Source organism: Bradyrhizobium sp. SK17, assembly GCF_002831585.1.
Classification (GTDB): domain Bacteria; phylum Pseudomonadota; class Alphaproteobacteria; order Rhizobiales; family Xanthobacteraceae; genus Bradyrhizobium.
This window is the reverse complement of the sequence record NZ_CP025113.1, coordinates 4,099,134-4,120,386: the sequence shown is the minus strand read 5'-3', so window position 1 is coordinate 4,120,386 and position 21,253 is coordinate 4,099,134. Positions and strand designations below refer to the sequence as shown.

Annotated in this window: 16 protein-coding genes; 3 read left to right on the top strand and 13 right to left on the bottom strand. The window is 64.8% G+C overall.

What is annotated here, in order from left to right; translation table 11 throughout:
• Positions 1 to 32: 32 nt before the first annotated feature.
• From CWS35_RS18890 to CWS35_RS18860, 7 genes are all read right to left on the bottom strand, one after another.
• Positions 33 to 647 (bottom strand): methyltransferase domain-containing protein, encoded by a 615-nt coding sequence (locus CWS35_RS18890; protein WP_100956494.1) that lies wholly within the window; start codon positions 645 to 647, stop codon positions 33 to 35.
• A 361-nt stretch (positions 648 to 1,008) separates the two neighbouring features.
• Complete coding sequence (locus CWS35_RS40505) at positions 1,009 to 2,892, bottom strand: calcium-binding protein (RefSeq protein WP_100953083.1); 1,884 nt, start codon at positions 2,890 to 2,892, stop codon at positions 1,009 to 1,011.
• Positions 2,893 to 3,086: 194 nt separating this feature from the next.
• A complete protein-coding gene (locus CWS35_RS18880; RefSeq protein WP_024579572.1) occupies positions 3,087 to 4,529 on the bottom strand; it encodes a calcium-binding protein in 1,443 nt (480 codons plus the stop codon).
• Between the two features lie 650 nt (positions 4,530 to 5,179).
• A complete protein-coding gene (locus tag CWS35_RS18875; protein ID WP_100953081.1) occupies positions 5,180 to 6,331 on the bottom strand; it encodes a glycosyltransferase in 1,152 nt (383 codons plus the stop codon).
• A complete protein-coding gene (locus CWS35_RS18870) occupies positions 6,328 to 8,319 on the bottom strand; it encodes an alginate lyase family protein (RefSeq protein ID WP_100953079.1) in 1,992 nt (663 codons plus the stop codon). Before CWS35_RS18870 ends, CWS35_RS18875 begins: the two co-directional genes overlap by 4 nt.
• On the bottom strand, positions 8,316 to 10,502 hold the full coding sequence (locus CWS35_RS18865; RefSeq protein WP_100953077.1) for a bi-domain-containing oxidoreductase: 2,187 nt from the start codon (positions 10,500 to 10,502) through the stop codon (positions 8,316 to 8,318). The genes CWS35_RS18870 and CWS35_RS18865 overlap by 4 nt, the downstream gene beginning before the upstream one ends.
• A gap of 110 nt (positions 10,503 to 10,612) precedes the next feature.
• Entirely contained in the window at positions 10,613 to 11,851 is a 1,239-nt protein-coding gene (locus CWS35_RS18860; protein ID WP_245438562.1) for a glycosyl hydrolase, read from the bottom strand.
• Positions 11,852 to 11,968: 117 nt separating this feature from the next.
• Between CWS35_RS18860 and CWS35_RS18855 the strand changes: the two genes are divergently transcribed.
• From CWS35_RS18855 to CWS35_RS18845, 3 genes are all read left to right on the top strand, one after another.
• Positions 11,969 to 13,267 (top strand): glycosyltransferase family 4 protein, encoded by a 1,299-nt coding sequence (locus CWS35_RS18855; RefSeq protein WP_100953073.1) that lies wholly within the window; start codon positions 11,969 to 11,971, stop codon positions 13,265 to 13,267.
• Between the two features lie 115 nt (positions 13,268 to 13,382).
• Entirely contained in the window at positions 13,383 to 14,693 is a 1,311-nt protein-coding gene (locus tag CWS35_RS18850; RefSeq protein WP_100953071.1) for a nucleotide sugar dehydrogenase, read from the top strand.
• 8 nt (positions 14,694 to 14,701) lie between these two features.
• The gene (locus tag CWS35_RS18845; protein ID WP_100953069.1) at positions 14,702 to 15,418 is read left to right on the top strand and encodes a class I SAM-dependent methyltransferase; all 717 of its coding nucleotides are present in this window, start codon (positions 14,702 to 14,704) and stop codon (positions 15,416 to 15,418) included.
• A gap of 21 nt (positions 15,419 to 15,439) precedes the next feature.
• Here CWS35_RS18845 and CWS35_RS18840 read toward each other — a convergent pair whose 3' ends face one another.
• Genes CWS35_RS18840 through CWS35_RS18815 form a run of 6 tightly spaced genes read right to left on the bottom strand, consistent with a single transcriptional unit; the run spans position 15,440 to position 21,248 of the window.
• Complete coding sequence (locus CWS35_RS18840) at positions 15,440 to 16,111, bottom strand: class I SAM-dependent methyltransferase (RefSeq protein ID WP_100953067.1); 672 nt, start codon at positions 16,109 to 16,111, stop codon at positions 15,440 to 15,442.
• 34 nt (positions 16,112 to 16,145) lie between these two features.
• Positions 16,146 to 16,772, bottom strand: coding sequence for a methyltransferase domain-containing protein (locus CWS35_RS18835; RefSeq protein WP_100953065.1), 627 nt, complete (start codon positions 16,770 to 16,772; stop codon positions 16,146 to 16,148).
• Positions 16,769 to 18,088, bottom strand: a complete 1,320-nt coding sequence (locus CWS35_RS18830) for a polysaccharide transporter (RefSeq protein WP_100953063.1) — start codon at positions 18,086 to 18,088, stop codon at positions 16,769 to 16,771. Before CWS35_RS18830 ends, CWS35_RS18835 begins: the two co-directional genes overlap by 4 nt.
• Complete coding sequence (locus CWS35_RS18825; RefSeq protein ID WP_024579561.1) at positions 18,085 to 19,374, bottom strand: O-antigen ligase; 1,290 nt, start codon at positions 19,372 to 19,374, stop codon at positions 18,085 to 18,087. The genes CWS35_RS18830 and CWS35_RS18825 overlap by 4 nt, the downstream gene beginning before the upstream one ends.
• A complete protein-coding gene (locus CWS35_RS18820; RefSeq protein ID WP_100953061.1) occupies positions 19,371 to 20,486 on the bottom strand; it encodes a glycosyltransferase family 4 protein in 1,116 nt (371 codons plus the stop codon). The genes CWS35_RS18825 and CWS35_RS18820 overlap by 4 nt, the downstream gene beginning before the upstream one ends.
• 3 nt (positions 20,487 to 20,489) lie before the next feature.
• Positions 20,490 to 21,248, bottom strand: a complete 759-nt coding sequence (locus CWS35_RS18815) for a class I SAM-dependent methyltransferase (protein ID WP_100953059.1) — start codon at positions 21,246 to 21,248, stop codon at positions 20,490 to 20,492.
• Positions 21,249 to 21,253: the final 5 nt, after the last annotated feature.

Genomic DNA, 21,253 nt, shown 5'->3' with positions numbered 1-21,253 from the left:
CGGAACCCTATAACATTGATTAACGTTGTGGACTATGCGCCGGCGGTCACCGTCTCCCGGAAGTCGAACCCACAGGCTTCCAGTTGCGGCCTGATCCGCTCATCGTCGGCTTCCGGCATCAGGGCCAACGCACAGATCTCGAAATTCCCGCTCCGGACCGAGACGGTCGGAAAGCCGGCACTGAGCAGCAGGTTTCCCATCCGCTCGGACGAAAACCCGGTCTTGTGAGCCATGTGATGACGTCCCTGCTCGATCGCGCCGGAATGTCCGTAGATCATGTCCAACGGACGGATCGGGCCGGCCGGGGAGACATAGGCCACCGCACCGAGGCCATGGATCAGCATGTGCTGCGCGACCGCCTCGAGATCAGGCGACATAATCAGCGCGAATCCGCTCGGCTTGAGCACTTCGCGGAACTGAACGAAGGTCGGATGAACCTCGTGGGCATAGAGATGCTCCATGACATGAGAGCACCAGATCGCGTCGAACGAGGCCGGCTGAAACAACCGGGAGAGATCGGTAATCGACCCGACGATGTCCGGGTTCACGCCTCCGTCGACGTCGAGCCGAATCTCGTCCCACTCGCGCGATGTCAGCAGTGGCTGGATCCGCTTGGTCACCGTCGATCCGGCGCCGGCATTCAGCATCTTCTTCCTGGCCAATTCGAGAGCTCCACGGTTCGCGCATTGAGCGGCTGAATTCTGCAGCGATCGTTCGTCTTGCCCAAGATTACCTGGGCGGCATAAGGCGATCGGCCCACAGTTCCGTTGTGTTAAGCAAGCATCACGCCTTTACAAAAGCTACGTGGTCCGAATGTGACGAACTAACTTTTAACGTCCACCCGGTGGGCATGCCTGAAGTGGAACTTTTGACGGAGACCGGCGTGCCGACGCCGATCGGCCGACAAAGTTCCGATCGGCGCAATCGATCAGAAGAAGGTGCCACCTCAACCTGGATTGAGGCGCGCCGTCGCTGAGTGGAGACCTGGGATCTATCTTGGGATCGATCTTACGTCTTGACCGAATGACCGTCGTTGAAGATCAGGTATTCGATGTTGATTATCTGGGTCACCTGGCCGTTGCTGAAGCTGACGTCCATGAAACCATTGCTGCCGTCGCTGATGGCAGTCAAATCGGTCGAGGCGTGATCCAGGAAGGTCAGCGAGTCCTTGTCGCCGCCACGGCCGTCGATCGTGTCACTGCTGTGCGGATTGGACAGGTAGAAGTAGTCCTGACCGTAGCCGCCGACCATCGAGGCCGTACCGGTAACGGAGCCGATGAACGACGACCCGTCATTGCCGTCGGCAATCAGCCACTGGTGGCCCGAACCGGCGACCAGCGTATCGTTGCCGGCGCCGCCATACAGCGTGTCGTTGCGGGCGCTGCCATAGAGCACGTCGTTGCCGTCATCGCCAAAAAGCACGGTCGCCCGCAACGCATCGCTGCCCGCGTAGAGCACGTCGTTGCCGCTGCCGCCGTGCTCGAAATTGGTTCCCGTGCCACCAATCAGCGTGTCGTTGCCGGCGCCGCCTTGCAGGGTGTCGCTGTAGTGGCCGGGGCCGCCAGAGAGCGACGAGCCATAGAGCACGTCGTTGCCATCACCGCCATCAAGCAGGGTCCCGTGGAACGAATTGCTGCCAGAGTAGAGCACGTCGTCGCCGGCGCCGCCGTAGAGGCTGTCGCTACCGGCGCCGCCAACCAGCAAGTCGTTGCCGGCATCGCCAACCAGCAGGTCGTTACCAGCGCCGGCATAGAGCGAATCGTTGCCGTCGTCGCCTGAGAGGAACGAGCCGTGCCCCGCAGCGCTGCCCGAGTAGAGCACGTCGTTGTCGCTACCACCGTACTCGGAAGCGGTCTCGTCGGCGCCAACCAGCAGGTCGTTGCCGGCATCGCCATGCAGCGTTTCGGAACCACCGATGACACCACCAACCAGCGTGTCGTCGCCCGCACCGCCTTCGAGCACGACCCCCAACAAATCACGCGCGTTTGAATAGAGAATGTCGTTCCCGCTGCCACCGTACTCGGCAACGGTGCCGGAGCTGCCAACCAGCAGGTCGTTGCCGTCGCCGCCATCCATCGTATTGGCAGCGGCACTCGCAGAGCCATACAGCGTGTCGTTGCCGGCGCCGCCCGACAGCATCATCATCGAGCCTGGACGCAGTTGCACACCCGCGTAGAGCACGTCGTCGCCGGCGCCGCCGTAGAGCTCTTCGCCGAAGCCGCCGACGCCGAGGAAGTATTGGCCTCCGACGAGGGTGTCATTCCCCGGGCCGCCGTCGAGAACCTCGTGGCTATAACCCGGCCCCGCGCTCAACCAGTCGTCACCGTCGCCGCCATACAGGCTATCGTCGCCCCAACCGCCAATCAGCGTGTCGTTTCCGGTACCACCGTCAAGCGTGCTGGGTTTGCCTCCCTCCACGCTGCCCGACACCAGCAAGTCGTCGCCGCTATCGCCATACAGTTCCGACGGGCCACCACCGAACACCGTGTCGTTGCCGGCGCCGGCAAAAACCGTCGTCTCGCCAATAAAATCCGCATCCCTGCTGCTGACGAAGGAGACATAGTCGTTTCCGGCGCCGGTCGCGACCAGCACCGAGCCGCTGCCGATCACCGACAGCGTCACGTCGCGGTTGGTGGCTTCGACGATCGCCTTCAGGTTGGAGGCGATGTGAACGGTATTATTGGCGTTGATCTCGATCAGAGCATTGGCGTCCGGATCCGGGTTGCTGATCGCTGCCCCCTGCTCCACCGGGATCGTCGCGCCGTTATCCGGGCTGGTGTAGCCGATCCCCGCGGCGATCAGATAGTCGATCAGCTGCTGCCGGGTCGCGGGATCGATCGTGGAGTTGATCGCTGCTTCGAAGTCGGCCTGGTCCAGATTGGAAGTCGCCATCAACGTAGCCCCCTGGTTAGACGCGCTACATAGCCGCCAAGCAAACAGTCAACTATCCCGATGACTAACAATTCGCGCAGACCGCAACACTGCTAGGTTATCAGACGACATTTCTTGGCACAGTTTCTAATAGCAGAAAGCGCCGCCCCAACCCGAGTTGAGGCGGCGCCTTCGCTTAGTGCGGACCTAGGATCTTACAGCTTGGTCGAGTGACCATCGTTGAAGATCAGGTATTCGATGTTGCTGATCTGGGTCACCTGGCCGTTACTGAAGTTGATGTCCAGAGACCCATCCTTGCCGGCGGTGATGTCGACCACATCGGTCGAAGCGTGGTCAAGGAACGTCAGGGAGTCCTTGCTGCCGGCGCCACCGTCAATGGTGTCGTTGCTGTGGAGGTTGGACAGATAGAAGTAGTCCTGACCAGAGCCGCCGACCATCGAGGCCGTACCGGTGGCCGAGCCGACGAACGACGAACCATCATTGCCGCCGATCAGCGTCTGATTGCCCGAACCGGCGATCAGCGTATCGTGGCCGGAGCCGCCATACAGCGTGTCGTTGCCGGCACCGCCGTAGAGCGAGTCGTTGCCGTCGCCGCCGTAGAGCTTGGTCGCATGCGACGCATCGCTGCCCGAATACAGGATGTCGTTGCCGCTGCCGCCATACTCCGCAACAGTTCCGGTGCCGCCGACCAGAAGGTCGTTGCCGGCGCCGCCATAGAGCGTGTCGGCACCAGCGCCGCCATACAGCGAGTCGTTGCCGGCACCGCCGTCGAGGATCGAGCCGTGCGACGCATCCGAGTTCGAGTAGAGCGCGTCGTTGCCGTTCCCGCCGTAGAGCTGATCGTTGCCGGAGCCGCCGATCAGGACGTCGTTGCCGTTGCCGCCATAGAGAACCTGGTTACCCGAGCCGGCGGTCAACGTGTCGTTGCCGTCGCCACCGAACAGGCGATCGTCGCCCGCACCACCGTACAGCCGGTCGTCGCCAGTGCCGCCATACAGCGTGCTGGAATTGCCCACCGTGCTGCCCGACACCAGCACGTCGTTGCCGCTGCCGCCATGCAGCTCAGAGGATGCGCCACCGATCAGCGTGTCGTTGCCAGAGCCACCGATCAGCGTGTCGGCGCCGGTGCCGACGATCAGATCGTTGCCTGCGCCGCCATCCAGCGTGCTGTGCCCGGAAAGATTGTCGATGATGACGTCGTTGCCGGCACCCGCACTGATCGAGTCGTGACCGGAACCGCCGTAGATCGTGTCATTGCCGTTGCCGGCCAGGACCGTCGTGTCGCCGCTGTTGTTGAGGTAGATGGTGTCGTTGCCGTTGCCGGTCGCGACCAGCACCGGAGTGCTGCCGTTCACCGTCAGCGTGACGTCCTTGTCGGTGGCTTCAATGATCGCCTTCAGGTTGGCGTCGGTATTGACCGTGTTGTTCGGGTTGACTTCGATGAGGACGTTGGTCTCCGGATCCGGGTTGGAGATCGCGGCCCCCACCTGTACCGGAACGGTCGAGCCGTCGTCCGGCCTGGTGTATCCGATCCCGGCATTGATCAGGTAGTTGATGATCTGTTGCTGGGTCGAATGATCGATTGTGGCATTTAGCGCTGCCTTGAGGTCTGTCTGGTCAAGATTGTAAGTCGCCATCGAGATAGCCCCTGCTTGGGATCGGGATGCAAGCCGCCCGTCCACACCTAAGCCGTTGATTCACAACCACTTTGCTGCGACGCAACTCAAATGTGGACGCACACTGCGAACTTGTTAAGTGTATTGTTAAGTCCGCAATACCACAGAGTCAATCAACAATGGCCCGTTAACATCTGGTTCCATGAGGTTTATGTGAGACTTAACGCCCATTCGCATGCACGCAACCGCTCGATGCGGACCGAGCTCGAATGTTAGCCGCGACGCAAAAAAGGGTAGTGATTATACGGGGTTTCAACGCGGCCCCGGGACTGCGGATGGCGCCGAATTTTGCAGATTCTGCGCGCGGTTCGGCGAGATTTTCTGCGCTGAAAAAATATTTCTGCGCCGTATGAGTGCGCGTCCAAAAAAGTGTCAAACTTCGCAACTGGCCGGCGACCGAACCGGCGTCATGACGCATTCCGGTTGCGGGTCCCGATGTCCGCGCAGGCGAAAGCCCTGGAATCAGACCCAGAATCAGGGCCTCCTCACCGCCGCCCGAACCTGGCGGCGCAGGCGGACCATCCATCATAACAAATTAACAGCAGATTTGTCGCAACTCGTTGCCAGGACGAGGGTGGCAATCGCAAGGGCGAACCGCCGATCCGCCGCGGTCATTCACCGACGGCGCGCGCGTAGATGGCCTCGAGCAGCCGGAGATTCTCGCCGGGCGCGTAGAGCTCCAGATAGGTGGCGCGCGCAGCTTTCCCCCATGCGGCCCGATCGGGGGCACCGAGCACGTCACCGATCCGTTGCCGGAGCGCAGCCGCGTCACCTGGCGGCACCAAGACGCCGGTCCGGCCAGCGCTCACCACCTCGGCCAATCCACCGATCTCGGAGGCGATCACCGGCGTGCCTTGCGCGAAGGCCTCGACCACGACCATCGGAAATCCCTCGTACCACAACGAAGGCACGACCAATGCCTCGGCCTTCGCCATTTCCCGAAGCACGTCCACGCGCGAGAGCGCCCCGAGGAACGTGACCTGCCCCGCCGCGCGGGCCTCGAGCGCAACGCGCTCAGGTCCCTCACCGACGATCCGCAAGGGGATGCCGGTTCCGGCAACGGCGTCGAGCAGCACGCCGAGCCCCTTCTCGCGGCTCAGCCGTCCGACATAGAGCAGCCCGGCACGCGGCTCCGCGGGATCAGGTGCCCCCGGGTCGGCCATGAAGTTCGGCTTGACGTCGATCCGGCCGCCATCGAACCCGGCCTGGATGAACAGGGACCGGGCAAACTGCGTCAGCGCAATCAGGCGCAGGCCGGGGCGTGTCCAGGTGCCGCGGCGCTGGTGCTGCGCAATCATGTATGCGGAGGCCAGCGAACCCGGAAGCGATCCACGGTAGCAGCGATGCGCGACGCCCCAGACGTGGCCATGCTCCAGGCATTTATGGCAGACGCGGCCGTCGCGAAGCAGCATGCCGCCGGTGCAGATGGTGCGATAATTGTGCAACGTCACCACCGCGGGCACGCGCCTTTGCCGACAGACATCGAACACCGAAGGCGACAGCAGCGGGAAGAAATTGTGGACGTGGACGACGTCGGGGCGAAAGCGATCGATCTCCTCTGCGACCAACCGCTTGGCCGTCGCATTGTCGGCGATCGACAGCGTCGTCGCGACGCGCGCGGCGAGCGAATCGATCGCCTCATTGCTCACCGTGAGCGTTTCGACGCTGTGTCCGGCACCCCGCAACAGCGCGACTTCCGCTTCGAACACGACGTCCTCGCCGCCGCGTCCCTGATATCTGTTGTGAGCGACCAGGATCCTCATGGCCGGCGCACCGGCTCCGTGAACCAGCGCAGCTCCGTCACCAGGCTTTGGCCCGCGGCAAGCGTCCCCGAGCCGATCAGCGAGGTCGCGGGCACCTTGAGATCAAAGGACGGCGAATACCAGCCGGCCGGGATGTTCCCGTCGCCGCGATATGTCGTCCAGTTCAGTCCTGCCGGCAGATCGAGCTCGCCTCGGCCGCCCGGCCAGCACAGCTGCGCCGTGCACCCTTCGAGCCTGCATTCCACGTCGGGACCCAGATGCCAGCTCAGGCTCGCCGGCAGCGCAAGCCCCTCTTGATCGAGCACCATGTCGGTGACGATGAGCCGTGCCGCCTGTCGCAGCAATTGCACCGAACGGCGATGCAGGCGACCTGCATCGTCGTGATATCCCGCATGCTCGGCGACCCAGCTCGCATCCGCATCACGGTCATCGAGGCCGCTTGATGCGACCAGCCGGCTCTGCGCATGCCGTGTCCAGAGAAACGGCCCGCCCGACGCCGACTGATCGCGCGCGAACAAGCGGAGCGTGTTGTGCGCCAGCGTGGAGCGGAAATAAGCGCGCCATCGCGGATCGCCGTGATAGCAATAGGTGCCGGGGTCGGCGAGGACGTCGACGCCGCCGATCCTGCATTCGAGCGACAGTGCGTCCGCATGGGCATGCGCCGCGATCCGGCCGAAGCCATGCGGGCCGTGGTCGCAGCGGCACCACACCGCCCGGTCGGAATCGACGAGAAAGGCCTGGCCCGCCCCGTCGAGCTGATACGGGCGGCGCTCGGGCCGCGCGGCCACGATACGCGCCCTGATGCCGCCGGTCAGAACAAACGTGCGCAGATCGGGCTCCGGCAAGTCGGGCCACCACGGCAACTCGCCGAACAGGCGCGCGCCGGTGGCGAGCAGACCAAGCCAGCGATTGCCGCCGTGATCGTCGAGCAGCAGGCCGATGCCGTCGTCGCCATCGCCCTGGCGCGGCGGACGCGCGCGATCGTCCAGCATCGCGGCAAGCGCATCGCTCATGCGGCACATCGTGATCCAGACTGCATCGTCGAGCGGATGCTCCGAGGCTTCGCCCTGCACCGCCGCCGCCAGCAGCAGCTCGAGCACGAAGCCGTGATAGTCGGTCGCAAGCTCGCTGTTGCTGCCGCAGGCCAGCGTCTGCGCAACGGCTTCGTGTGCCAAGGTGCTGGCGGATTGCGCGCGCCAGCGCGCGCTGTCGCTGAAGAAGGGAAACACACAGGCGGCGACGAACTGCCCGGCGGCCTCCGCGATGAGATGGTTGTTGGCGGACGAGCCCCGGCTCGGAAACTGTGACAACCAATATTGATGCGCGTGGAGCTGCGTCACGAACAGCTCATTGTCTTCGAACAGCGCCGGCGCGCCCTGCCAGTCTTGCAGCAACTGGCGCACCCAGGCCCACGAGATCAGCCGCACGCCAAGCTCGATGCCGCTGATCCAGTGCGGGCCGCGCATGAACGGATTCTCGCGCCACCAGCTGGCGAGATGCTCGGCCACGCGGCGGGCGTAGCGTTCGTCCGAGGTCAAATAATAGGCCGACGCCAGCATCGTGAGATGGTGGTGCCGCGACGGCTCCCAGATGTACTTGATGTTGCCGACCGCGGCCTCGTCGCGATAGGGGACCGCAAACGCATAGATGTCGGCTGGCGCGCGCTTGCCGCTGCGGGCATCGACGAACCAGTCGGGCCGTTCGCCCAGGGCTTCGTGATCCCTCGCGAAGATCCGGAAGCGTCCGGCGAGGATCTGGTCGGCGCTTTGGATCAGCCGTTCGGCAGCCTGCCGCGGCGCCTTTGCCGGCGAAGGCAGCGGCTTCAAGCGCGGCGTCAGTGGACCGGGAGCGAGCCGAGACTTGGCGCGATGCGCGATGTCGGGCGGAGCGATCTGCCAGAGCGAGCGCAGCACTTGATCGTTCACCCGTCCGGCAAGCTCGGACGGCTCCATACGCCGCAGCCTGCGCAGATACCAGGCGAAGTTCATCTCGCGCCGGTCGAGGCGCGCGCGACGCCCTGCTCTGCTGCCGCAGGCCTCACATCAACCGGCATCCCCGCGGCCGCGCTCGCCTGGACCGCGAGCGTCGCGCGGGTGGTCGCAAGCAGCGCATCGAGCGCGATCGGCATCGCGCCCCCCGATGCGACTGCCGCGATAAAGGCATCCAGCATCGGCTGCTGGCCCTTGTCGAGCCGCGCTTTCCCTGCCCTGCGCTGTCCCGCCTGCCAGACCTCGAAACTGGAGAAATTGTCGAAGCGGGCAAATCCCGTGCTTGCCGACACTTCGAGCACTTCCTTCGGCACCCTCGGATCGCCACCGGTGAGATAGCTGAGGCTCGCGACCGAACCGTCGGCAAAGTCGAAGGTGGCAAGGAGATTGTCGACGTCCTTGCCCGCCGCGCTCGCGGAGACCCGCACCGGCTCGACGCCGAGCCACCAGGACAACAGGTCGATGAAATGGCCGCCCTCGCCGACGAACCGGCTGCCTTCGATCTCGGCCTGCAAGTACCAGGATGATTTCTCCAGCGGGCCGGCGATGACACGATATTGCAGGGTCTGCGGGCCCGCCGGCGCGAACGCCGCGCGCATCCCTTGCAGCAGCGGCGAGAAGCGGCGGTTGAAGCCGACCATCAGCCTGTTGTTGCCGGTGTCGTGGATGGTCTGCACCAATTGATCGAGCGCGTCCGTGTCGATCGCGAGCGGCTTTTCGACGAACACCGCCTTGCCACTACGCAGCGCCCGCGCCGCGAGGTCGGCATGGGAGGCATGCCGGGTCGCGATCAAGACGGCATCGATGTCGTCCGCCGCGAGCACCGCGGCCGCATCGGTCGAGGCGCGCGCGAAGCCGAACTTGCGCACCGCGGTGGCACCGCTCAGGCCGGTATTGGTCGCGACCTCGACGAGATCGACGCGATCGTCCTTCGCAAGCTGCGGCAGCAGCATGCTGGAGGCATAATTGCCCGCGCCGATGACGCCGAGCCGTACCCGTCCGCCATGCAGTGCCGCGACCGGGCGATACGTCATCCGCGTGGTGCGCGGAGCGGCCTCCGGATAGGCGAACACCATGCCGAGGCCGACCTCGCCCCGGCTCATGCGCTCGAACGCCGACGTCGCCTGCTCCAGCGGCACAACGTCGGAGATCAGCGAGGAAAAATCCAGCCGTCCGTCGGCGAGCAGCGCGACGATGGCTTCCATGTTGCGCCGCTCGGTCCAGCGCACATGGCCGATCGGATAATCGACGCCGCCCTCCTCGTAGAGCGGGTCGTATCGCCCGGGGCCATAGGAGCGCGAGAACCGGACGTCGAGCTCCTTGTCGTAGAATTCATTCCACGGCAGGTTCAGCGTGCATTTGCCAATATCGACGATGCGGCCGCGGTCGCGCAGCAGCGCCGCCGAACGCGATGCGAGATCGGGATCGTCGCTACCCGCCGTGATGAACACGCAATCGACGCCGCTGCCGGCGGTCAGCTGGTCGATCCGGGCACGAAACCCGGCCGCCGCATCATCGGATGCGATGGCGCAGATGGCGGCCCCCGCAGCCTCGGCCTGACGGCAGCGTGCGTCGAGCCGGTCCAGCCCGACCACCACGACGCCGGCGCTGCGCAGCAGGCGCACCAGGATCTGCCCGATCAGGCCGAGGCCGATCACGCAGGCGGTCTCGCCAAGTCGGATTTCCGACTGCCGCATCGCTTGCAGCGCGATCGAGGCGATCGTGGTGAAGGCGGCCTGGTCGAGTGCTGCGCCGTCCGGCACCGGGACGCAGAGATTCACCGGCACCCAATTGTATTCGGCATGCGTCGCATATTGATTGCCGCCGCAGCAGACCCGCTGCCCGACCGAGAAACCGGTGACGCCCTCGCCCACTTCGACAACGATGCCCGACAGCGAGTAGCCGAGCGGCGTATAGGAATCGAGGCGGTTCATCACCTTCTGATAGGTCGCGAGCAGTCCCTGCTGGCGGACCGAGCGCGCCACCTTGGCGACCTGGTCGGGGCGCGCGCGCGCCTTGCCGAGCAGCGACAGCCGGCCTTCGGTGAACTTCATCATCTCGGTGCCGGTCGACACCGCCGAGAACGCCGTGCGCACCACGACCCCGCCGGGCCGGCAGCGCGGCGCCGGCACATCGATCAGCCTGAGTTCGCCGCTCTTATAGTTCTGCGCGATCTGCTTCACAGTCGGTCAACCGCCTCGCGTTAACAGCGCCCTTGTATCGCGCCTGCCTTGCGCGATGAAGACAAGAATATCGTTACCATTATCCCATTGTTCGCGGATTAACACCGCTATCATTCGAGCAACAGGACCGGTTTCGGCGAGATCTCGACCATACCGTTGACGACCGGTCCTTCGCCGCCGTCCAGCCCCTCGTAGCGGCTGTAGCGCGGCTCGACGCGATAGGCCGACCGGCCCCTGGTGGTCCAGAGGATCACGCCGTTGCGGCCATCCTGCATGCGAAGCTCGACGCACCAGGTCGATGGCGACGTGCGAGTGGCGGCCACGACGCTGGCGCCGACCAGCCACGACTGCACGGTGCGGTAGGCTTTTCCGGCCGGCAGCAGCCCGCGCGCCGGATCCCACAATTTGCCGAAGTCGCCGCCCCCGCCGGCATACTCGTACCAATAGGCGCGATCCACGCCATTGATCCATTTCAGGATATAGGCTCGGGCTAGATATCCATCCGGATTGTCCTCCTTCGACGACCAGCCGGCCTCGGTGTCCCAGATCGGCTTTCCCGACAGATCATGCGCGGCGAGCATCTGCTTGAACCGCGCGATGACATCGATCACGGCTTCGGGTTCGCTGACATAGCCGTGAAAGGCGAAGACATCGGCATATTGTCCGCCACCTTGCGCCATGAAGGTCTCTTGCCAACGATAGCCGTCCGGCGTGCCGTTGGACGACGGCGTCAGCACCACCAGGCCGGGATCGCTGGCCTTGATGATCTGATAGGCCCGCTTCTGCATCTCGACCATCGTCGCGATATCGCCCGAATAATATTTGGGATCCTCGGGTTCGTTCCAGATTTCAAAGTATTTGATGCGTCCGGCGGCGCGCGTGACTGCCGCCCGCACCCAATCATCCCATGAGGCGAGATCGGCCGGCGGCGAACTCGCGCCCGGCGTGAACGCCGGCGGCGCATCCTTCACCGCGGCCGCCCATCTCGGCGTGAAGGCGAGATTGAGAACGATATCGACATGCGCGCGCTCGGCGGCTGCGAGGATCGCGTCGAACCGCGCCCAGTTGTAGAAGCCGGGCGCCGGATTGACCTGCGCCCAATAGATCGCGCCCCACAGCCGGACGCCGTCAAACCTGAGTTCGGGCCACGGCTGCGACGAACCGATGGCGTTGACCGTCATGCCGAAAAACGTCGGCGGGATCACGGCGTTCACACGGCTCGCATCGAGCGCATCGGTGGTCAGCGAGGCATTCCATCGCAGCGGCCATTTCTGAGCGAACGGCACCAGCGTGCTCAAAACCAGTGCAATCAATGCCCCGCTGCCCCAATCCCTCAACGTGCCTGCCATGTCCGTGTCTCGTCGCCGTCACATCCGCACAGGGATTGCATCATGGAAGCCGCGCATGTTAATTCCAATGTTAGTCGGATTGTGATGTTGTTAGGTCAATGATATAGATCATCGCAAATGTCGAGAGCTGAACCATCACCGCGGCGGATCCTGATCATCGTCGAGAACCTCCCGGTTCCTTTCGATCGCAGGGTGTGGTGCGAAGCGACGTCGCTGCGCAAGGCGGGCTACGAGGTCTCGGTGATCTGCCCGAAAGGCCGCGGCCATGACAAATCCTACGAATGCCTCGAGGGTATTCACATTTACCGTCATCCGATGCCGGTGGAAGCGCGCGGCATCGCCGCCTACCTGATCGAATATCCGGTCGCGCTGTTCTGGGAGACCTGGCTCGCGACCAAGGTCGCCTGGAAGCACGGCTTCGACGTGATCCACGGCTGCAATCCGCCGGACCTGATCTTCCTGGTCGGTCTGCTGTTCAGGCTCGGCGGCAAGCGCTTCGTGTTCGATCATCACGACGTCAATCCCGAGCTCTACGAAGCGAAATTCGGCCGCAGGGACATTTTCTGGCATCTGCTGCGGCTGGTCGAGTATCTGACCTTCAAGACGGCGAGCATCTCGATCGCGACCAATGAATCATATCGCGAGATCGCGATCGCGCGCGGCCGGATGCCGGCGAGCCGGGTGTTCGTGGTGCGCTCCGGCCCCAATCTCGAGCGGGTGCGCTCCCGCCCGGTCGATCCGGCTTGGCGCAACGGCCGGCGCCACAGCGTCGGCTATGTCGGCGTGATCGGCCAGTCCGAGGGCATCGACCTGCTGCTGCAATCGATCGGCCACATCGTGCACGACCTCGGACGTACCGACATCCAGTTCAACATCGCCGGCACCGGGCCGGAATGGAACGCAGTCGTCGCGCTCTGCGCGGAGATGAGGCTCTGCGACTACGTGACCTTCACCGGCGCGATCGCCGACGACGCATTGTTTACGATGCTCTCGACCGCGGATGTCTGCGTCAATCCGGACCGGGTGACGCCGATGAACGACATCTCCACCATGAACAAGATCATGGAGTACATGGCGCTCGGACGGCCGATCGTCCAGTTCGACGTCCGCGAGGGCCGGCGCTCGGCGCTCGACGCCTCGCTCTATGCGGCGAAGAACGATCCGATCGATTTCGCCGACAAGATCGTTGCGCTGATCGATGATCCGGCGCAGCGGCAGACGATGGGGGCATTCGGCCGCAGCCGCGTCGAGCGCAAATTGTCCTGGACGCACGAGGAGCCGAAGCTGCTCGCGGCTTACGAGGCGCTGTTCACCAGGAAGGCACCGCTGCCAGGCCGCTCACCGCGCACGACCACCGAGCGGCCGTCCGCGCCGGCCTCCAACGCCAAAGCTGCCGCCGGGCGGGCATCGCCTTGATTGCCCTGCCGCTTCACCCAACTCGAGAGCATCGGTTGATGGCGCCTGCGCCGTCAGCGATCGGGCGCGGCACCGCCGCGCGCCCCCGCATGTCCGGATCAGCGAAGGTCGAAGCATGAACGTCAGTATCTTCGGCCTGGGTTATGTCGGAACGGTCTGCGCGGCCTGCTTCACCGAACTCGGTCACCAGATCATCGGCGTCGACAAGAGCGTCGCCAAGGTCGACCTGATCCGTAAAGGCCGCTCGCCGGTCATCGAACCCGGCATCACGGACAAGGTGGCGCGCGCGGTCGCGACCGGTCAGTTGACCGCGACCACCGATGCCACCGAGGCGATCGTCAACAGCGACATCTCGATGGTCTGCGTCGGCACGCCCTCGTCGGGCAACGGCAATCTCGACCTGACCGCGATCCGGGAGGTCGCCATCGAGATCGGTCGTGGCCTGCGCGCCAAGAACGCACCGCATACCGTGACGATCCGCTCCACCGTGCTGCCGGGCACCACCCGCGGCACCGTCGGCCCGCTGATCGAGGAAGCCTCCGGCAACAAGATCGGCCGCGATTTCGACCTCGCGTTCAATCCGGAATTCCTGCGCGAAGGCAGCGCGATCGCGGATTTCAACGCGCCGTCCAAGACCGTGGTCGGCGCCTTCAACCAGGACACCGCCGACCGCGTCATGGCGCTCTACAAGGATCTGCCGGGCGCCAAGATCACCCCGCCGGTCGAGACCGCCGAGCTGGTCAAATATGTCGACAACAGCTGGCATGCGCTGAAGGTCAGCTTCGCCAACGAGATCGGCACCATCGCCAAGACGCTCGGCATCGACGGCCGCAACGTCATGAACATCTTCATGCAGGACACCAGGCTCAACATCTCGGCGGCCTATTTGCGCCCGGGCTTTGCCTTCGGCGGCTCCTGCCTGCCCAAGGACGTCAAGGCGCTGAGGCACCTCGCCCACAGCCGCGGCCTGTCGGCACCGGTGCTCGAAAGCATCCTGCCCAGCAACGAGATGATCATGTCGCGCGGCACCGACTGGATCCTGTCGCATGACGGCCGCCGCATTGCGTTCCTCGGCATCAGCTTCAAGGCCGGCACCGACGATGTCCGCGAAAGCCCGTTCGTGGCGCTGGTCAAGCGCCTGCTCGGCGAGCAGCGTGACATCCGGATCTTCGACCCCAATGTGCAGCTGTCGCAGTTGATCGGCGCCAACCGTGAGTTCCTGATGCGCAACCCCGACCTGGTCGGCCTGCTGCATGACGACGTGACGGCGACGATCGAATGGGCCGATATCATCGTGCTGACGACGGCCGATCCACGCTTCGTCGCGGCGCTGACCGTAGCTCGTCCCGACCAGGTCGTGCTCGAACTGACGGATATCGGATTGCCCGAACAAGTCCGCGCCAAAGTGAACGGCTTCCACTGGTAGGGATCACCATGGCTACCATGGGCCAGATCGAGCGTCCCGAAATCCGCTTTCACGACGAGATCTCGTCGGCGTGGGAGACGCTGCATCGCGGCCGCACCTTCAAGGCACGCACCGCCGCGATGTTCGGTCTGCTCGGGACAACCGATCTCTCCGGACAGCATTGGCTGGATGCCGGCTGCGGCACCGGAACGCTCGCCCGCCTGCTCGCCGCGCGCAACTGCAACGTCACCGGCGTCGATGCATCGCCGGACATGGTCGCCGCCGCACGCGCCCACCGCACCGACGGCAGGCTCGCCGAACGGCTCACTTTCAGGCAGATCCCAACGATCGAGAGCCTGCCGTTCACGGATCGCGCCTTCGACGGCGTGCTGTGCGCCAGCGTGTTGGAATATGTCCTGGACGTGGCACGGTGCCTCGCCGAGATCCATCGCGTGCTCAAGCCTGACGGGCTGTTGCTGGTCTCGATCCCGAACCGCGGCTCGCTGCTGCGCCGGAGCTACAAGCTCGCTCACGCCGCGTCCTTGCGCATGTCGCCGCGACCGCTGTTCCGCTATCTCACATACTCCAAATTCGACGCCTCGCTGGCCGCCATGCAGAACCTGCTGCGGCAGCACGGCCTCTCGATGCTGGCTGCTGGCTTTGCCGGTTCGCCGCTCCCGCCGGCGCTCGATCGCCGGGCCGCCGTGGGCACGCTGATCAACGTGCTGGCGCGGCGCGACGATTGATGCGGCGATCGGTGGGCTGCGTCAGGCCTTGATCGCCATCAGCGACTTGGTCATGCCGAGATATCGTTCACGGTAGATCCGGGCGTCCGGAAACGTCTCCGTCATCTCGCGCCAGTCGAATAGATGCCAGTCGGGCGCGGTCCGCTTGAACCAGAAGCGGTTAAACTGCTCAATCACCGAAATCTGCATCCGCCTCGGCAGCAAGACGATGATGCCGGGCAGCCAGGTGTGGCTCTCGATCGGAAAATACCGGTACGGCGTCTGCACGTAGAACGACTTCGCCACCCGCGAGATCTCGCCCGCAAATCGGTTCTGGTGCGCCCGGGCGATATCGCGAAATGCCGCGTCGCTCGCGATCGTGACGACCTGCTGCTTCGGGCCGGTCACATGCTCGATCACCGACGAGCAGAAGCAGAAATCGAACGCCTGATCGTCGAATGGCAGCCGCTCGGTCTCCCGCAGCAGCACCGTCTTGAAACCGAAGCGCTCGCGCGCGGCTTTCAAATCATCCGCCGAGATGTCGCAGACCGTGATGTCGTTGTGGTACGGCAGGATCGCGCGGATGTGCCGGCCGCTCCCGCCGCCGAGATCGAGGATCTTCGCATCCGGCGGCACGTTGACGGTGCGGACGAGGAATTCACCGCGCCGCCTCCGTGCCGCACCGGAAAAACGGGCTTGGATTGCCCTCAGCAATGTCCGTCTCCTGCCAGCGATTGACCTGTCCCGCTCACTTGATGGCCTCGAAGAAGATCGACTCGTCCGGCCGGTTGTCGAGCCGGTCGATGTCGGGACAGACGCCTTCACGATAGGCTCGTGTGTGGGTCTGCGAACAGCCCGCCGCGCTGAACAACGCCGCGAGCGATGCACGGGTAAAGCCCCAGTGATGCGCGAAAGCCACTTCGCCCCGACGCTCGATCTCGAATACGCCCCTGAGGAAAGCCTGCGGCGCGGCCGGATCATAAAGCGCGACGATCCGTTCCATATCGGGCACGACGATGCGGCACACCCCGCCAGGCGCCAGCACGCGAGCGATCTCACGCGACAGCCGCTCGACCTCGTCGGGAAACAGGTGCTCGAAGACATGCGCGCTGAACACCGCCGATAGGCTGCGGTCCGCGAACGGCAGCGGCTTGGTCAAATCCATATGGCGGAGCCCGTCGAACCTGCCCCGGCGGTGCTCAGTATAGCGGACATCGCTGAGCAGGCCGGCGAGATGCAGCGCCCTCGCCGCGAACGGCAGCTTCGCGATCCACAGATGCATCGTGATGTCGGTGTTGATCCAGCCCTCGATGCCGCAGTTGAAGGCACCGATATGCAGCTTCGGCAGCGAGCGGCCATGCGCGTCGTCGGTCATGGCCGCTCCCGCACCGCGCTGGTCCACACCACGACGATCACCGACGCAGCGCTGGAGGCGACCATCGCCGCAACGGCGCCCGTCACCTGCCAGGCGGCGGCCGCCAGCGGCAGGACACCGCACAACGCGACGAGGCCGGCGATCCGGCTCAGCATGAACCGTTGCGGCTTGCCGGTCGCGAACAACGGCAACGCGAGGCCGAGCCACACCGCGTCGAGCCCCATCGCGACGGCCATCAGGCCCAGGCTGCCGATCCCGATCTCATAGCCCGCTCCATGAATCACGAGCGCCAGGATGCGCTGCCCGAACAGCACCACCAATGCGCCATAGGCGGCCGCGATCGATCCGAGCAGCAGGGCATTTTCGCGAGCCGCGGCGGCAACCGCACCGCGCCTGCCGGCGCGCAGCTCGGCAGCGATTTCCGGCAATCGAACCGAGAACATCGTCGCACAGAACTGGCTCAGCGGCGCGAACAGCAGCAGCAGGATCCGCAGCGACGCGCTGGCTTGCAGCCCGATCAGAACACCGCAAACCGGGATCAAGCCGATGCTGCCGATCCAGTAGGTCAGCGATGTCGCCACGAACCAGCGGCCATTCCTGACCAGCCGCCGCAGCGAGCCACGAAAGATCCGACGTTGTGGCCATGCCAGCTCGCTCGTGTAGGCCAGCAGCAGACCGCCGGCGACCACAGCCGAGATCGCGATGCATGCCATCGCCGCAGCCGCGCCGGTGAGCCTGAGACCGATCATCAGCACAGTCGAGACCACAAGTGCCGCACAGTAGGCCAGTGACGACATCACCGCGCGCGGCAACCGCCCATCGAGATAGGACATGCGGCGGAACATGCTTTGCAGGCGAGCCGCCGGGATTGCGAGCCCGGTCGCGATCATCAGTCCGCCCGCGTCGTTTCCCGCAGCGGCGAGTGCCACGCCCGCGATCGCGAGCAGGAGGCCGAGCGTCGCCGAGACCAGCAGGGCCGACAAATACAGTCCGAACCGAAGCTGCGGCCATTGCGATTTCGGAATGCGATGCGCTGTGGCCGGCAGGCCGTCGTCGAACAGACCGCGCAAGACCACCGCCTCGACCAAGATCGAGAACGACCAGGCGACGCTGAACCGACCAAACGAACTGATATCGAGCACATTGGCCAGCACGATCGTCAGCAGGAACGCCGCGCCGCTGAGCAGCGCTTGGTCGACCAGGCCGAGCCCGACATTACTCCCCACGCGCCGCAGCCAGCGCAACGGCCGGTGCAGCACACCGTCGTCGCCTGTTGCGGCGGCCACTTGGTCCGGCCTGTCGGTCAATGCCGTCATGCTTCACTCGCGCGCATGGTGAACACCCGCTGCGGCGCCGCCTGCCACCTGGCCTCCGGGCCGAAATAGCACCAGAACACCAGCACGCAGCCGAAATAATTGTGCAGCAACTGGCTCGAGTCATTGGCTGACGCGATCACCACGAACAACAGCATCGCAAACGGCGCGATCCAGTACGTCCCCTGCCGCTCGAACGTGAAGACGATGGTGTTCCACAGCGCCCGCGCCAGCAGCAGCACATAGAGCGCCCCACCGAGCAGGCCGAACTGAAGAAAGGCATCGAGATAGGAGTTCTCGAACGAGCCGAACTCGGTGTTCCAGGGTGCCATCCGAGTCAGCTCGTTCACGGGCGCATTCGGCAGTTCGTTGAAGAACCCCGAAAACCCGTAGCCGAGCCACGGGTGCTGCCAGAAGAAATGCGGCCACACCGACCAGAGAAACGAGCGTCCGGTCAGATTGTCGCTGCGGCCGACCAGGCCATACAACTCATCACTCGGCACGACGTAGGCCACCAGCGCAAGCGCAGCGAGCCCGAGCCAATAGATCGACGCCGCGCCCCTGCGCCCGAGCAGCACCAGCAACAACCCGAAGGTCAGGGCGATCGTCGTCGCCATGCTGATCAGCGGTCCGGCCGAGCCGGCCGCCGCAAGCGCAACGCAATGGCAGGCCATCACGAGCAGCGACCAGCCGAATTGCCACCGCGGTCCCGCCAGCATGCGCACGAAACAGATCAGCGCCATGAGCCCAAAAAAGGCGCCGGCGAGATTCTTGTGGCCAAAAATGCCCGCATAGGCCTGGGTCCCGAGCACTGTCGGCCGATGCAGCGGATCATAGTCCCATTGCGAGCCGATCACCGGAAACAGCACGACGTGAACGATCAGCACGGCGACCCCGATCCGGAACAGGATGTCGACGAGACGATCGACCGGGCAGCGGATCACGACCCACGCCGCGAACAGCGTGGTCATGAGATACATCGCGAACTTGACCGATGAACCGGCGGCGTCGGCACTCACGGCCAACGACACGACCGCGACAGATACGAACGCAAGGTAGAGATGCGAATGCAGCAGCAGAACGCCGAAGCGTTTCCGATCGACCGCGACGTGCAGTATCAGGAGAACATAGAGCAGCAGCCATGCGCCGCGGAACAGGGTGGATTCACCGGCTCTCTCGGCGAACGAGATGCCTTCGATGAAATTGAACAGGAAATAGACGCAGCCGAGCACCATCACCAGATAGGCGTGCAGAAAGACATCGGTGCGCGACAGCCATCGCCCGATCATTGCGCTGCTTCCCGCAAGGCTGGCGTCCCCAGAGCATGATCGACTGCGGCCATGAAACGCAGGGCCGCGTCCGCGAGCGCATTCCCCAGCACGCTTTGCCTGGCGCTCCGCGACATCGCTTCCCAGCGCGCGGGATGCTCCAGTACGGCGCGCGCCGCATCGACCCACGCCTGCTCATCCAGCGCTCGGACATAGCCGTTGTCGCCGTCACGCACCAATTCGCCACCGGCTCCGACATGCGGTGACACCAGGCACGGGACCCCGCACTGCAAGGCCTCGTTGCACACCAGGCCCCACGGTTCCAGGAGCGACGGCAGCAACAGCAATCGCGACTGCTGATAGACCCCCGATATCGCCTGCCACGGCACGTAGCCGTCGTGCGCGACGTCGATGCCGGCAGCGCCAAGCCGCGCCAGCATGCGCCGCTCGGCCGCACCGGACCCGACCACCCGGACGCTCAGCCCGGGCAAGGTCCGACCGAGCGCGATCGCAACGTTCTCGAAGAAGATCGCATTCTTGGCATCGTCGTTGATGCGGGCGCACCAGAGCAGGTGGAACGGCCGCTCGTCGAACGCGGGCTCATCTTCCGGCGGATCCCATGCCGGCACCAGCGGCACCACGAACAGATCGCCGTCGCGTACGCCCTCGACGCGAAAATAGTCCCTGCCCCTGTCGCTGCAACACACCACAGCATTGCAGTGGCGCAACAGCCGGGGCCGCGCGAGACGATGATAGGCCGTATCGGGCATCGTCTCGCGCCAGCCGTCGATGGTCAGCGCCAACGCCCTGCCGTTGGCGCGCGCCCATGCCGCGCCGGCCAGCATCGAGGGATAGAAGCCATTGACGAACAGCAGGTCCGGCGCGAGCGCGCTCAAGGCGCGCCCGATCCAGAAATTGACGTGGGTGTGACGCGACCGCGACAGCGGGATCGACAGGCCGGGCACGGTGCGCGCGGTGTAACGCGGTTCGAACGATCCGGCCCAGCATCGATCGGCCTCCTGCGCGGTGCAGGACAGCACGGCGAGATCCAGTCCACGGTCGACCAGCTCATTGTAGAGCCGGTTGGTATAGGGAGTGATCATGTTGTTGAAGACGACCACGCGCGGTGCCATGGCTCAACGGTCCCGCGCCAACGCGGCCGCCGCATCGCGCCGGCAGAGTGCCCCGCAATGATAGGTCGCAAGCCGGGTCGCGAAGCCCGGGCCGAGCGCCAACAGCGTCTTGCGCACGATGCTCTTGGCGAGCCCCCTCGCCTGCGACGAATGGAATCCATGTACCGCCAGGCTGTGGTCATAGATACCGAAGCCCGTAACCGCGAGGCCGGCGGTCTCCAGCACCAGGCGGAACGTGTCGGGCGTGTAGAAATTGATGTGGCCGATGTCGAGCGTCGATTGCAGCGCCCGGCCGCTGGTCCGGGCGTGCAACTCGCACGGCACCTCGACATAGACGAAGCCTCGCGCGACCCTGGCCAATTCGCGCAGGAATGCGCGCGGCTCCGGCACGTGTTCCAGCACGTGGCTGGCATAGACCAGATCGAACGATCCGTCGGTGAACGGAATCGTCGCACCGTCATAGATCGACCAGTGAAACGGGGCTGCGGCCGCGCCGTCAGTCTCCAGATTGGTGGCGGGATCGATCACGTCGATGCCCGTGAAGTCCCGGCCGACGCCGATCGCCGACAGCCGCGCCAGCACGGCGCCGGTGCCGCAACCGACCTCGAGCACGTTGCCGACCGCGGCGGCCGACGCACCGAGCAGGCCGGCGATGTGATCGGCCTTGTCGACCGCGCAGACGCGCCGCCAATCGCGCTCGTGCGCCGAGTAGACGCCCTCATAATGCGCGTTGTGCTGTCCGACGCTGAATTCCATCGTCATGGTCT